This is a genomic window from Caballeronia sp. LjRoot34 (genome assembly GCF_964253815.1).
Classification (GTDB): Bacteria; Pseudomonadota; Gammaproteobacteria; order Burkholderiales; family Burkholderiaceae; genus Caballeronia.
On record NZ_CAXUSB020000002.1, the window covers coordinates 1,116,496 to 1,129,813 of the forward strand.

Here is a 13,318-nt window from a genome sequence, read left to right on the forward strand (position 1 = left end):
GTGGCCTGTACCCAGGAGACAGATATGGACGGTTTGACCAGACAAGTCGGCGCGTTTGCCGCGACCGTACGTCGTGAAGATATTCCCGACGCGGCTATAGATGGTGCGCGAATTGGAATAACCGATTGCGTGGGCGTGATGCTCGCGGGCGCGGGCGAGACTGCGCCCGCGATTGTCTCCGGCATGCTTTCGGAGCTCAAGGGTCCCGATGCCGCGCCGCAAATTCCAGGCGGGCGGCGCCTGTCCGTCGCCGACGCGGCGCTTGCAAATGGCGTCTGCGCGCACGTGCTCGACTACGACGACGTCGCGTTGTCGGGTCATCCGAGCGTCGTGCTGACACCCGCGATCCTCGCGCAAGGTTGGGCGCTTGGCAGTAGCGGCCGTGACCTCCTGACGGCGTACGTCGCAGGCTATGAGACCTGGGCGCTGCTCGATGCGCTGGAACCCGGCGCGCTGCATGAGGCCGGCTTCCATCCGACAGCGGTCTATGGAACCTTGGCATGCGCCGCGGCAGTGTCGAACCTGCTTCGGCTAGACGCTGAAAAGACCGCGCATGCGGTTGCGATCAGTGCGTCCATGGCGGCAGGTACGGTCGCGAACTTTGGTTCGATGACGAAATCCTTGCAGGTCGGCCGCGCAGCACAATCCGGTGTGCTGGCAGCCGGCCTGGCGAAGGCCGGTTACACCGGTTCGCTCGACGCCCTCGAACATCGAGCGGGCTTCATGCGTGCTCACTCACCTTCAGGCACGCCCGACATTGATACCCGCGACTTCGAACTTGGCTCGCGCTGGCGGCTTCCGGAAAGCGGCGTGCATATCAAGCGTTATCCGATTTGCTATGCCACGCACCGGTCCATCGACGCCATGCTTGAACTTGCCGGGTCGCAGGCGATCGAGCCCGACGACGTGGAAGAAGTGCATGTCCACACCGGCGACACGCAAATGCTGATGCTGCGAAACCACGCGCCGCGAACGGGCCTCGAAGCCAAGTTCAGCATGCAGTTCGCGATGGCTGCGGCATTGATCTCGCGTCGCGTCGGCCTGGAGGAACTGACCGATGCATTCGTGCAACGCGAGGACGTGCGCCGACTGATGACGCGCGTTCGATGCACAACAACAACGCAACGCGTGCAGGACTGGGACCAGCCCTTTGCGCCGGCCGATCAGGTGAGCGTGGTTCTGAAGTCGGGACGCGAGTTGCGTTCGCGAGCGGTCGAGCGGCCCAAAGGCAGTTGGCAGCGGCGCATGACACGCGATGAACTGCGTGAGAAGTTCATCGATTGTGCGGTCCGTGCGCTCGGGCAAACATCGGCGGGAAGTCTGTTCGGGCAATTGTGGGCGCTGGACGATCTGCCTTCCGTACGCGGCCTGGGCATGTTTTCCGGGTCATTGCACGAACGGGGGTGATCGGCCTGCGCGCCTCCAGCCTGCAATCCACATCATCCACTTCATTCAAGACACTATCCATGACGACAGCAACCCCGCAAGAGTCCGATGATCCATTCATGGTTTCGTTGGAAAGCCAGGACTACAGCGAACTGCGCGACGCGGTGCGCCGCATTTGCCGCGACTATCCGGGCGACTACTGGCGCAAGCTGGACAATGAGAGCGCATACCCGACCGAATTTGTCCGGGCGTTGAACGAAGCCGGTTTTCTCGGTGCGCTCATTCCGGAGGAATATGGCGGCTCGGGCATGCCGCTGCGCGCGGCAGCGGTGATTCTGGAGGAGATCAACGCGAGCGGCTGCGTGGCCAGTGCGGCGCATGCGCAAATGTACATCATGGGAACGCTGCTTCGTCATGGCAGCGAGGAGCAAAAGCGGCGCTATCTTCCGGACATCGCATCGGGCGCGCTACGGCTGCAGGCGTTTGGTGTCACCGAGCCCACGAGCGGATCGGATACGACGCAGCTCAAGACCCGTGCGGTACGCAAGGGCGATGTCTATGTCGTCAATGGACAGAAGGTGTGGACGTCGCGCGCCCTGCATTCAGACCTGATGCTGCTGCTCGTGCGTACTACGCCGCTCGAAGAATGCCGCAAGAAAACCGACGGCCTTTCGACCTTGCTGGTGGACCTGAGAACGGCTAAAGGCAATGGCATCGAAATCCGTCCTATCGCTACGATGATCAATCACAACACAACGGAAGTGTTCATCGAAAACCTGGAGGTGCCGGTCGCCAATCTGGTGGGCGAGGAGGGCAAGGGGTTCCGGTACATTCTGGACGGCATGAATGCAGAGCGCATCCTGGTTGCGCAGGAGTGCATTGGCGACGGCCGCTGGCTCCTGAAGAAAGCGGTCGACTATGCCAACGAGCGAGAGGTTTTCGGCCGCGCGATCGGACAGAATCAAGGCGTTCAGTTTCCGCTTGCACGCGCTTATATGGAACTCGAAGCCGCCGATCTCATGGCGCGCAAGGCCGCTGCGTTGTTCCAGAGCGGCCGGCCCTGCGGCGCGGAAGCAAACATGGCTAAGCTGCTGGCGTCGGAAGCCACGTGGCACGCAGCGGACACGGCCTTGCAAACGCATGGCGGGTTTGGTTTCGCGCAGGAGTACGACATAGAGCGCAAGTGGCGCGAAGTGCGTATTTACCAGACCGCGCCAATCTCGACCAATCTTATCCTGGCGTATCTTGGCGAGCATGTGCTGGGCTTGCCGCGCTCATACTGAGCGATAATAAGCCCCGCAACGGGTCGCGCGTTTGCAGGGTGAACGACAAGGCGGCCCGTCACATTCTGAATGCTGCGAGCGCTCCGCAACATGCTGCGTGCGCTCGCCAAACTGCTACCTATGCCGGCACGAACTTCGCAAGCGAGATATCCGGCGTGACATCGTCGAATTGCACTTTCATCGGCATGCCCATCGCGGCGTTTTCGGGAATGGCGCCTACAAAATTTCCAACGACCAGCGGGCCGTCCTCAAGTTGCACGAGACAGACGTGATACGGCAAGTCGTCACGGAACGCGGTCCAGTAAGCCCGGTGGAACGTCACCCACGACACCAGCGTGCCGAGTCCGCTGACGGGCTCCCAGCTTTGCGTATCTGAGAGGCAAGCGGGACACACCGGCGTTGGCGGAAAGTGGCGATGACCGCAGGCCTTGCATACCTGTACCGATAACCGATGCGCACGCGCATGTTCCCAATAGCCTTTGGAATCCTCATCGATAACAGGAAATGGCTTGTCATAGGAAGTCAGCATGATTATCCCTTCGTGTAGATGATGGAGCGCGTGCACGGCGTGGCGGCAACGTACTGGACGACTTCGCAATCCGCTACCTGACGCGCGCCGCATTCTCCGCGCAATTGACGGACAGCTTCGACATTGAGCGCCCAGCCTTGCATGTAGGAGTTGGACAGATGCCCGCCGTCGGTATTGGTCGGCAGGCGGCCATTGAGTCCGAGCGCACCGTTCTCCACGAACGCGCCTGCTTCGCCCCGCTCGCAAAAGCCCAGCCCTTCGAGACTGAAAAGGACCGTGGGGGTGAAGTTGTCGTAGCACATGAGTGCGTCGATGTCGTCGTGTGTCACGCCGGCCATCTGATACGCGTTCGTGCCGGCCTCGCGCACCTCGTCGTACCAGAACTCCTGATCGAAGTTGCCGATCGCACTGCGTTCGAATGCGTCGCGCGCGCCCACGCCGGAAATCAGCACAGGTGGTTTATTGAGGTCGGCGGCCCGCTCGCGCGTTGTGAGGATCATGCAGACTGCGCCGTCGTTGACGAGGCAGTAGTCGAGCAACCCAAGCGGTTCGACGATCCGGCGCGCCGCGGCGTGATCGTCGAGGGTGATGGGCTTTCGCATCACTGCGTCAGGATTGAGGATTGCGTTGTTGCGAAACGCGACCGACACCTCGCCAAGCTGACGGGTGGTCGTGCCGTAGCGCTCCATGTGCATACGGAACATCAGCCCGTGCGATGCGCCCGGAGAGGTGAGTCCCCACGGGTCCCAGAAAGTGGCGAATTCGTCGCCACCGTAATTCATGCGTCGCGATCGACCGATGTTCGTATAAATAAGCGCGACATAGTTGGCCGCGCCCGTTTCGAGCGCGAGCATTGCCTCGGTTATCGCCATGCCGGACATGCGGCCGTGACCCGGCAACGTCATCGTCCAGCGGGGATTGAGGCCGAGTATCTCGCCCATGTGCGCGTAAAAGGGCACGCGGCAACAGAGCAGCCCGTCCACCGCGTTCTTCTCCAGCCCGCAATCGTTCAGAGCGAGCTTGAACGCTTGCACGCCGAGCGCGTAGTCGCTGACATCGGGGAAGTCACCGTACCGCGTATTGCCAACTCCGACAACGGCAACACGATTACTAAGGTCCTGCATTGGATTCATGCCTGTTTCTCCGTCGAATGTCGGATAGGAGCGCCCCCTTGGAGGCGATGTGTGGCCGGTCTTGCAGCGAATCTGGCGGCCTGTGAGGACAGGAACAGGAGGCGACAGGCGCGATGCTCAAGAACGGGAAGTTCGGCCAGGGCTGGAGTCGGCGCGAGCGATCCTGCCTCAGTCCGGATAGGTCTCATGGACCCATCGTATTGCTTATAAATATAAAATGTATTTTATGTGTCACTTGATGAAGCGGTCAAGCTGAGAATCTCTTCCGAAGAGCGCGTGCCCTGGAAGTCATCACTGCTGTGGCATTGACCGCGTTGCTGCGCGTTATCGCCTCATGTATGTCGGGGGCATGTCCGCGTCAGTACATTTTATATAATATAATTTTATATGGAGCCAAGGTTTACCATAGACCTTCAGGGAAATTTCAGGATCATTGCTTTCCGGATTTTTCTCGGGAGGTCATAAGCAATGCTGATCGATATGAAAGAATTGATAAAAACGGTCGAACGCAAAGGAGGAGAGTGACGGGTATGGTATCCACCAACTCAGGCCGCAAAACATTGGCGCGGGTCATCGCGGATCTGGAAGGCAAGATTCTTGATGCATCGTGGCGAAAGGAAACACGGCTTCCGTCCGAGCGGGAACTCGCTGCGTCTCTGGCGGCTTCACGCACGACAGTGCGTGAGGCGATTCAGCGTCTGGTTGCGCGTGGCTTGCTTGAAACACGTCGCGGAAGCGGCCTGCATGTGAGCAGTCGCCCGCCGGCCGGGCTCAGCGCACCGTGGCTTCAATTGATTGCCGAGAACCCGCCAATGCGTGCCGACACGCTCGAGTTTCGGCTCGTCTTCGAATGCGCGGCGTCACGGTTCGCAGCTGAACGCGCCACGCAGGCCGAGCTGGCTAACCTGGACTCCATTCTTGAGAGAATGGACCATGCAGTACGCAACGAGGACGTGGAGGCGGAAGCACTGGCTGACGCCGAATTCCACACGGCGTTGGCCGGCGCCTCGCACAATCTGATGATGGGCCACTTTCACGCGAGCGTCATTGCCGAATTGCGCGAGCACATTACGAGCAACACGTTCGACGCGTCGCACATTGATGTCGACGCAAGACACCTTGCATTGATGCGTCTGAACCAGCACAGGGCGATCTACGAGGCCATTCGTGCGCGCGCACCGGAGGCGGCGTTCAACGCCATGTACGCGCACATCGACTTCGTCGGCAAGCAATTTGCATCGATATGAATGCATCGTTTCCGACGTTGTTTGGAGGCTATAAGCTTATGTGCAATGCGGTGCAAGGAACCGCGCTTGAGGAAACGCACGGCGAGCATTCTTCGCCGGCCAGGCCGGGTTGCTTCATCTCCGCCATCGACGATCCTTGAGCCGGCAGTTCACGCGTTTTCGTTTATTGCGATACCCTTGAATTTTATCTTCCGTTGGCCGATCCGCGCGCTGAATGGCGGTGTCGCGCATCGTGTCAGCACTAACCAGGGACTACCATGCCGATTGACTCTTCCACTTCTCCCGTCTGGTTCATTACCGGCTGCTCGACCGGATTCGGTCGCGAAATCGCACTGGCCGTGCTCGCGCGCGGCTGGCGTGCCGTCGTGACCGCCCGCGATCCCGGCGCCGTTGCCGACCTCGCGAGTGCGCATCCTGAACTCGCGCTGCCGCTCAAACTCGACGTGACTTCGCCCGCTGACATGGCCGCGGCCGTGGCAAAAGTGAAGGCTTCGTTTGGCCGCATCGACGTGCTGGTCAACAATGCCGGATATGGCTACCTGTCGGCTGTAGAAGAAGGCGAGGATGATGAAGTACGCGCCATGTTCGAAGTCAATTTCTTTGGCGCGGTCACCGCGATCAAAGCCGTGTTGCCGGTGATGCGCGAGCAGGGCGCGGGACATATCATCAATATCACGTCGGTCGGGGGCCTGGTGGGCAATCCGGGCAGCGGCTACTACGCCGCGACCAAGTTCGCGCTAGAGGGCCTTGGGGAAGCGCTCGCACGCGAGACGGCCGAGTTGGGTATCAAGGTCACGACCGTCGAGCCGGGACCGTTCCGAACCGACTGGGCCGGGCGGTCATTGAAACAGACCAGCCGGTCAATCGATGCATACGCGTCAATCGCCGGCAGGCGCCGCGCGCAGGTTGCTGCGCATAGCGGCCGGCAACCGGGCGATCCGGCACGCGCGGCACTGGCGATCATCGCCGCCGTCGAGGCTGCCGTGCCGCCGTCGAATCTGGTGTTGGGCAAGCCCGGGCTGGAAGCGGTCCGCGTAAAACTTGGCAGGCTCCAGAATGATCTCGACACCTGGGAAGCGACGACCGTTGGTGCAGATTTTCCGGACTGATATCCTGCACCGCATCGCTATTCTGAATCGCTATTTTTTCCGCGCGCCCGCTTCATGGTTAAGCGCGCGCTCGATTCAAGCGGGCATCTTCGTCTGATCGTTTCCAGACAATGCCCGCCTCACACGCCGAGATGCTCCAGCAATTCGTCTTCGCGTTCGATCACGTCGTCGTTCGTCAGCGTCTGGATGATCTTCCCGTCGACCATCAGGTTGTGGCGATCCGCCACCGATATCGCGAAGCGCAGGTTCTGCTCGACCAGCAGGATAGTGCGGCCATCGGCCTTGAGTTGCAGGATGACGTCCCCGATCCGATCGACAATGACAGGCGCCAGGCCCTCCGTTGGTTCGTCGAGAAGGATGAGTTGCGAACCCATGTGCAACGGGCGGGCAATGGCGAGCATCTGTTGCTCTCCGCCTGACAAGGTGGATGCTTTTTGATGGCTGCGTTCGCGCAGCACCGGGAACAATTCGAAGATGCGCTCAAGCGGCCATGCAGCGGGACCGCGCACGGGCGAGATGACGAGATTTTCCTGCACGCTCAGCGTCGCAAAGATGCCGCGGTCCTCGGCAACATACCCAATGCCCGAGCGCGCGGTGCGTTCGGGGCCGAGCGGCAGCACGTCCACGCCTTTGTATCGCACTGTTCCGCTGCGCCGCCGCATGTCGCCAATAATCGCTTTCAACGTCGTGGTCTTACCCACGCCGTTACGGCCTATCAGCGTGACCACTTCCCCTGGCTGGACGTCGAAGTCGATACCGTGAAGCACTTGCGTCTCGCCATACGATGCGTGCAGGTTGCGTACTTCAAGCATGTCCGTGTCCTCCAATACCGCGTTTGCCGCCGAGATACGCTTCGATCACGCGGGGATCGGAATGCACCTCGTCATAAGAACCGACCGTCAGAACGCGGCCTTGTTGCAGCACGATAATCTGCCGCGCGAGGTCGGACACGACCCGCAGATTATGTTCGACCATGATGACCATGCGGTCCTCGGCAATGGATCGGATCAATTCTATGATCTGGCCAATATCCTGCGACGACATACCCGCGGTCGGCTCGTCGAGCAGGAGAACCTGCGGCCGCGTCGCGAGGCTGATGCCGAGTTCCAGTGAACGCTTGAGACCATAGGGCAGGGCCGATGCCTGCTGGTCGCGCCAGGAGGACGCGATGCCGACCTGATCCATGATGTCGTGGATTTCCTGACGATGGACGTCGAGCCCATGGCTGCGGCGCCAGAACTCACATCCGCTCGTCGCGCGGCGCTGCATGGGCAGGAGGAGATTTTCTGCGACCGTCATGTGGCTGAAGATGCTGCTGATCTGGAAACTGCGCACGATCCCCAGCCGTGACACGGCCTGGGGATTGAGCCGCGAGATGTCCTGATCGTGAAACAGCACTTTCCCGGCGGACGGTTTCAGGAAGCTGCTCAGCAGATTGAAAAAAGTGGTCTTGCCGGCGCCGTTGGGACCAATGATGCCGAACACGCCCGTTCCGGCAAAACGTAGATCCACGCCCGCCACAGCGACGAACCCATCGAATTCCTTGCGCAGCCCACGCGTCTCGATGACAGGTTCCCGCGTCGCGATGCCAGCCGGCACTGCAGCGGCGCTCCTCACATATTCAGCACCCGTTGACATCGCCGATCCTCCGTTAAAGACCGCAGAAATATAAAAAATAAAAATAATTGATGGGGCTAATATACAATGCATTTTCGCGGTATGGTTGAAGTTAGATCAAAAAATTCCGGAGACACAACCATGGGACTGGGAAGCGGATGGCGGCACGCAGGCTGGCTGCGCAGTTTGTCAATGAGAGCGGTTGCGTGCACTGCCGCACTTGCGGCCGCGCTTGGAGGCGCGGCTTCGGCGCAGGGTCAAATGACGGGAAAGGCGTTCACCATACTGGTAATCACTGATCTGTCGACCGTCTATTCGGATACGTCCGGCAAGGGTTCAGTCGACGCCGCAAAAATGGCGATCGCCGATTTCGGCGGCAGCGTGAACGGCGTGCCCATCAAGCTGATCGTGCTCGACAACAAGCTTGATGTCGGCATCACGGTCAACAAGACGCGGCAGTTGATTGAAACCCAGGGCGTGAACATGATTACCGACGTCACCGGGTCGGCCGCGGCAATCGAGGTAGCGAAGCTCGCGAAACAATACAAAGTGACGACTACCTTCGTGAGTCCCGGAACGACGGCGCTTACGAACGACTTCTGTACGAAATACGCCTGGCATTACGCATGGGATACCTACGCACTGGCGAATATCGCCGCGACCAAGGTGACCAGGCTTGGCGCCAAACGCTGGTATTTCATCACGGCCGACTACGCATTCGGACACTCCCTCCTTGAGCAGTTCAGCCGGGCGGCGAAAGCGGCGGGCGGCACCGTGGTGGGCAACGACATGGTGCCGTTTCCAAACGACGACTTCTCGAGTTTCCTGCTGAAAGCGCAGGCTGCGCATGCGGACGCGATCGGCATACTCGAATCGGGCCAGGACCTGCGTAATGCGGTAAAGCAGGCGGGCGAGTTCGGGCTGATGAACGGCTCGGTGCGCCTGGTCCCGGGACAGATGAACCTGACCGACGTGGCGGCTCTCGGCATCTCGGCATGGTCAGGCGCAATCCTGGCCGATCCGTGGTACTGGAACTATGACGACCGCACGCGTGAGTGGAGCGGACGTTTCCGCAAGGCTTATGGATTTGCACCCGGCAGTCTCCATGCGGGCAACTACTCCGCGGTCATGCAGGTTCTGAACACGGTCAAGCGGATTGGATCAGACGATCCGGACAAGATCGCGGCGGCGCTGGAAGGCAGCACGTTCGATGATTTCTTCGCCCGTCATGCAACGTTCAGGAAAGCTGATCATATTGTGGTTCACGACCTGTATCTTGAACAGGTCAAGAAGGCGAACGAAGTCAAGACGCCCGATGACGTTTTCACCGTGCTCGCCACCGTCGCCGGCAAGGATGCGTTCATGCCTGCGTCGGAAAGCACGTGTAAGCATGACTGGCAATAGAGCTACCGGCGGAGGGTTTCCATGTCGCAATACTATTTATCGCAGCTATTCAACGGACTCGTCAACGGTGGCTTCATTGCGTTGATGAGTCTGGGACTGAGCGTGATCTTCGGCATGATGCGAGTCGTCAATTTCGCTCATGGCGCGCTTTATATGCTCGGTGCCTTCATAGCGTTCAGCGTGGGCGCCGACTTTGGACTCTCGCTGTGGGTCGCCATGCTGGTTGCGCCCATCGTGATAGGCGGCTTTGGACTCGTGCTCGAACGCCTCTTTCTCAGGCGTCTCTACGGACTGGATCCTTCGTATAACCTGCTGCTCACGTTCGGCCTCACGCTGATTATCGAAGATACGATGCGGCATTTCTTTGCGGTGCAGGGCGCTCCGTTTCTCGTGCCCGGTGCGCTTGCGGGCGCCATCAACCTCGGTTTCATCGTCTATCCGAAGTACCGCTTCTTCGTACTCGTGTTTTCGATGGTCGTCTGCGGCGCAACCTGGCTGCTGCTCGAACGTACCCGGCTTGGCGCGCTGGTGCGTGCCGGAACCGAGCGCCCGGACCTGTTGCGCTGCTTCGGGGTCCGCGTGCCCGTGCTCGTTTCCGGCACGTTCGCATTCGCGGCGGGCCTCGCGGCCATCGCGGGCGTGCTGGCCGCGCCGCTGCGCAACATCTCGCCGTTCATGGGCCAGGAGATGATCGCGACCACGTTCGCCGTCGTGGTCGCGGGCGGATTGGGATCGATTGCCGGTTCGGTCGTCATGGGCTTTGCCGTGGGCGTGCTGTCAGCGGTGGCCGCAATCTGGTATCCGCCGGCGGCCAACGCGGCGACTTACATCCTGATGATCGTCGTGTTGATCGTGCGTCCGGGCGGCATCTTCCGGGGCATCGACGTCGCGCATTTTCCGCTGCACTACACACCGATCACACCCGCGGCCCGGCGACTCGTGATGAGCTGGAAACTCAAGCTGGTGGCACTGGCTGCCGGGCTGATATTGCCGTGGCTGGTCTACCCGGTGCTCGCATGCGATATCGTGCTGTGGGGCTTGTGCGCGCTCGGCTTCGACATCCTCTTCGCATTCGCCGGCCTGCTGTCATTCGGACAAGCCGCCTATTGGGGCGGAAGCGCCTACATCACGGGCATCATGATCGCGAAGCTTCACTATCCGATGTGGGTTGGCTTCATTGCAGGCGTGTCGATCAGCACGATGATCGCGGTGGCCTTCGGCGCACTGATCTCTCGCAAGCAGGGCATCTATTTCTCGATGGTGACGTTCGCGCTCGCCGAGATCGTCTACTTTGTCATCAACCAGACGCCGCAATACACAGGCGGCGAAGATGGCCTGCACGGCATCACGCGCGGCTCGCTTTTCGGCCTGAGCCTCGAGAACCAGATCACCTACTATTACCTGGCGCTGTTCGTCGTCTCGCTTGCGGTCGGCTTTGTTTTCCTCGTGATCCGCTCGCCCTTCGGGCTGTCGCTCGGCGGTGCGCGCGACAGCGAGCGGCGCATGCTGAGCGTAGGCTACAACGTGCAGGGACTGCGGCTGCGCGCGTATGCGTTGTCGGCGTTTCTCATCAGCATCGCGGGCTCGCTGTTCGCGCTTAACCACGAGTTTGTCAGCCTCGAATCGGTCTACTGGCGCGCGTCGGGCGAGCCCATCATGATGACGCTGCTCGGCGGCGCCGGCACTGTGTTCGGGCCGATGCTCGGCGCGGGCATCGTCGTGTTCCTCAGGGACTTCCTGAGTACGCTCACCGACAGTGGCAGCCTCGTGCTGGGCGTGACCTTCGTGATCGTCGTGATGGTGTTCCGGCGCGGCGTGCTTGGCGAGATTCTTTTCCGGTTGCCGTCGCGGGAAGACCGGCGTGCCGAGCGCGCGCCGTCCCGCGGCAGACCGCCCATGAAAACTGGCGCTGACGACACCGCCATTCACCGGAGTTCGGAACTGTGATGAACGTAGCCCTTCTCGATGACTACCAGAACGTCGCCATGAAGATGGCCGACTGGAAAAGCCTGGCGCCGCGCGCGATAGTGACCGCCTTCCCCGATCACCTGGACGATGTCGACGCGCTGGCTGAACGCCTGCATCCGTTCGACGTGGTGGTGCTGATGCGCGAGCGAACGCGTGTGCCGCGCGCGCTGCTTGAACGGCTGCCGAATCTCAAGCTGTTGATCACGGCAGCCATGTGGAACGCTTCAGTCGATATTGTTGCCGCCACCGAGCGCGGCATCCAGGTCTGCGGGACGGACGACCTGCCGACACCCGCAGCCGAAATGGCGCTCGGCCTGATGCTCGCCCTTGCTCGCGCGATCCCGCAGGAAGAGCGCGCGATTCGCGCCGGACGCTGGCAGACGACGCTTGGCGTGGGCTTGCACGGCAGGACGCTGGGCGTGATCGGCCTTGGCAACCTGGGACGTCAAATGGCCGGCTATGGCAAGGTCCTTGGCATGAAAGTGCTTGCCTGGAGCCAGAATCTCACCAACGAGGCTGCCGCCGCGTCGGGCGCGCAACGCGTTGGTCTTGACGTGCTCCTCGCCGAGTCGGACGTGATATCGATCCACTTGAAGTTGTCGGAGCGCACGCGCGGCCTGCTTGGTGCGCGTGAATTGTCCTTGATGAAGCCGACGGCCTATCTCGTGAACACGGCGCGTGGGCCCATTGTGGATGAAAGCGCGCTGGTGGCGGCGCTTGCGGACAAGCGAATCGGCGGCGCCGCGCTGGATGTCTTCGATGTCGAACCGATGCCGGTTGACCATCCCTTTTTGGCGCTCGAAAATGTAGTGCTGGCGCCGCACGTCGGGTATGTGACTGAAGAAAATTATCAGCTGATCTATGGCGGCGTGCTCGAAGACATCGCCGCGTTCCTGGACGGAAAACTCGTGCGTCCGCTCAATACTTTATCCTGACAGGATTGCCTGGCTGGCGGCCTCTCATGAATTGGCTCGCGTGATGAATCACCGGGACCCGCCGCCGAAACCATTTCCTCTCCGACGAACTTTCATGCCTCTCTCGCCCGCTGGCGAACGCCAGTTACTTCACACGCGCAAGATCGAAGCCAACGGCTATTCCCGGCCGGAAGGGCTGTACGACCTTGAAGCCCATCTGATCGATACCAAGACGTACACCAAGGAGTCGCCGGCAGGTAATCGAATGGCGGGAGAACCGATCCATGAGATGTGGCTGCGGATTACCATCGACGGAAGCCTGAACATCATGGCAGCCGAAGCTGCATTCGATGCCGTGCCGTATGCAGGACATTGCGAGAACATCGCACCCGACTATGGACGGCTCGTGGGCCTGCGCATTGCACCCGGTTTCTCGGCACAAGTGCGATCCATGTTTGCTGGCACCCAGGGATGTACCCACGTGAGCGACCTGATAGGAATACTGGCTACGCTCGCTTTTCAGACGATGGCAAATCGCCGCGCGCGCGAGGAGCAGGACGTCAAACAACCGTTCCAGTTGAATCGCTGTCACGCGTTGTCGACTAGTGGCGAGGTGGTGGCCAAATACTATCCGCGCTGGAGCGCGAAGGCCGGATAGCGACAGTTACACAAGGTCCGTTTGTTTCGGGAGCCATGAGCGAGAAGAGGGCGTGCGAATCCCACCGCGC

Annotated in this window: 12 protein-coding genes; 8 read left to right on the forward strand and 4 right to left on the reverse strand. The window is 60.6% G+C overall.

All coding sequences use genetic code 11. The annotated features are described in order from the left end of the window. Positions 1 to 24 precede the first annotated feature (24 nt). Positions 25 to 1,407 (forward strand): MmgE/PrpD family protein, encoded by a 1,383-nt coding sequence (locus ACSQ36_RS24610; RefSeq protein WP_436183939.1) that lies wholly within the window; start codon positions 25 to 27, stop codon positions 1,405 to 1,407. Positions 1,408 to 1,466: 59 nt separating this feature from the next. Then, on the forward strand, positions 1,467 to 2,669 hold the full coding sequence (locus tag ACSQ36_RS24615; RefSeq protein ID WP_436183940.1) for an acyl-CoA dehydrogenase family protein: 1,203 nt from the start codon (positions 1,467 to 1,469) through the stop codon (positions 2,667 to 2,669). Between the two features lie 118 nt (positions 2,670 to 2,787). Here the strand turns inward: ACSQ36_RS24615 and ACSQ36_RS24620 are convergent, their stop codons facing one another. Next, a complete protein-coding gene (locus ACSQ36_RS24620) occupies positions 2,788 to 3,198 on the reverse strand; it encodes a Zn-ribbon domain-containing OB-fold protein (RefSeq protein WP_436183941.1) in 411 nt (136 codons plus the stop codon). A 2-nt stretch (positions 3,199 to 3,200) separates the two neighbouring features. Continuing rightward, entirely contained in the window at positions 3,201 to 4,331 is a 1,131-nt protein-coding gene (locus ACSQ36_RS24625; protein ID WP_436183942.1) for a thiolase family protein, read from the reverse strand. A 530-nt stretch (positions 4,332 to 4,861) separates the two neighbouring features. Between ACSQ36_RS24625 and ACSQ36_RS24630 the strand changes: the two genes are divergently transcribed. Both ACSQ36_RS24630 and ACSQ36_RS24635 read left to right on the forward strand, forming a co-directional pair. Then, positions 4,862 to 5,578, forward strand: coding sequence for a FadR/GntR family transcriptional regulator (locus ACSQ36_RS24630; protein ID WP_436183943.1), 717 nt, complete (start codon positions 4,862 to 4,864; stop codon positions 5,576 to 5,578). A gap of 263 nt (positions 5,579 to 5,841) precedes the next feature. Beyond that, complete coding sequence (locus ACSQ36_RS24635) at positions 5,842 to 6,687, forward strand: oxidoreductase (RefSeq protein ID WP_436184937.1); 846 nt, start codon at positions 5,842 to 5,844, stop codon at positions 6,685 to 6,687. A 119-nt stretch (positions 6,688 to 6,806) separates the two neighbouring features. On the opposite strand, the gene ACSQ36_RS24640 is transcribed toward ACSQ36_RS24635, so the two are convergent. After that, positions 6,807 to 7,499: an ABC transporter ATP-binding protein gene (locus ACSQ36_RS24640; protein ID WP_436183944.1), complete on the reverse strand. Its 693-nt coding sequence runs from the start codon at positions 7,497 to 7,499 to the stop codon at positions 6,807 to 6,809. After that, entirely contained in the window at positions 7,492 to 8,325 is an 834-nt protein-coding gene (locus ACSQ36_RS24645) for an ABC transporter ATP-binding protein (RefSeq protein WP_436183945.1), read from the reverse strand. The genes ACSQ36_RS24640 and ACSQ36_RS24645 overlap by 8 nt, the downstream gene beginning before the upstream one ends. 120 nt (positions 8,326 to 8,445) lie before the next feature. On the opposite strand from ACSQ36_RS24645, the gene ACSQ36_RS24650 reads away from it, so the two are divergent. The 4 genes from ACSQ36_RS24650 (at position 8,446) to ACSQ36_RS24665 (ending at position 13,248) form a co-directional block, all read left to right on the forward strand. Next, complete coding sequence (locus tag ACSQ36_RS24650) at positions 8,446 to 9,708, forward strand: ABC transporter substrate-binding protein (RefSeq protein ID WP_436183946.1); 1,263 nt, start codon at positions 8,446 to 8,448, stop codon at positions 9,706 to 9,708. Between the two features lie 21 nt (positions 9,709 to 9,729). Next, positions 9,730 to 11,655 carry an ABC transporter permease gene (locus ACSQ36_RS24655; RefSeq protein ID WP_436183947.1) on the forward strand — a complete coding sequence of 642 codons (1,926 nt, stop codon included), beginning with the start codon at positions 9,730 to 9,732 and terminating at the stop codon, positions 11,653 to 11,655. After that, positions 11,655 to 12,611 (forward strand): D-2-hydroxyacid dehydrogenase family protein, encoded by a 957-nt coding sequence (locus tag ACSQ36_RS24660; RefSeq protein WP_436183948.1) that lies wholly within the window; start codon positions 11,655 to 11,657, stop codon positions 12,609 to 12,611. The genes ACSQ36_RS24655 and ACSQ36_RS24660 overlap by 1 nt, the downstream gene beginning before the upstream one ends. 94 nt (positions 12,612 to 12,705) lie before the next feature. Next, on the forward strand, positions 12,706 to 13,248 hold the full coding sequence (locus ACSQ36_RS24665) for a DUF2889 domain-containing protein (protein WP_436183949.1): 543 nt from the start codon (positions 12,706 to 12,708) through the stop codon (positions 13,246 to 13,248). Positions 13,249 to 13,318: the final 70 nt, after the last annotated feature.

Excerpts from the sequence above, each read along its gene's own strand:
- ACSQ36_RS24630 (WP_436183943.1), top strand. The coding sequence starts at position 4,862 with ATGGTATCCACCAACTCAGGCCGCAAAACATTGGCGCGGGTCATCGCG.
- ACSQ36_RS24655 (WP_436183947.1), top strand. The coding sequence starts at position 9,730 with ATGTCGCAATACTATTTATCGCAGCTATTCAACGGACTCGTCAACGGT.
- ACSQ36_RS24665 (WP_436183949.1), top strand. The coding sequence starts at position 12,706 with ATGCCTCTCTCGCCCGCTGGCGAACGCCAGTTACTTCACACGCGCAAG.
- ACSQ36_RS24625 (WP_436183942.1), bottom strand. The coding sequence starts at position 4,331 with ATGAATCCAATGCAGGACCTTAGTAATCGTGTTGCCGTTGTCGGAGTT.
- ACSQ36_RS24615 (WP_436183940.1), top strand. The coding sequence starts at position 1,467 with ATGACGACAGCAACCCCGCAAGAGTCCGATGATCCATTCATGGTTTCG.
- ACSQ36_RS24660 (WP_436183948.1), top strand. The coding sequence starts at position 11,655 with ATGAACGTAGCCCTTCTCGATGACTACCAGAACGTCGCCATGAAGATG.
- ACSQ36_RS24645 (WP_436183945.1), bottom strand. The coding sequence starts at position 8,325 with ATGTCAACGGGTGCTGAATATGTGAGGAGCGCCGCTGCAGTGCCGGCT.
- ACSQ36_RS24650 (WP_436183946.1), top strand. The coding sequence starts at position 8,446 with ATGGGACTGGGAAGCGGATGGCGGCACGCAGGCTGGCTGCGCAGTTTG.
- ACSQ36_RS24610 (WP_436183939.1), top strand. The coding sequence starts at position 25 with ATGGACGGTTTGACCAGACAAGTCGGCGCGTTTGCCGCGACCGTACGT.
- ACSQ36_RS24640 (WP_436183944.1), bottom strand. The coding sequence starts at position 7,499 with ATGCTTGAAGTACGCAACCTGCACGCATCGTATGGCGAGACGCAAGTG.
- ACSQ36_RS24620 (WP_436183941.1), bottom strand. The coding sequence starts at position 3,198 with ATGCTGACTTCCTATGACAAGCCATTTCCTGTTATCGATGAGGATTCC.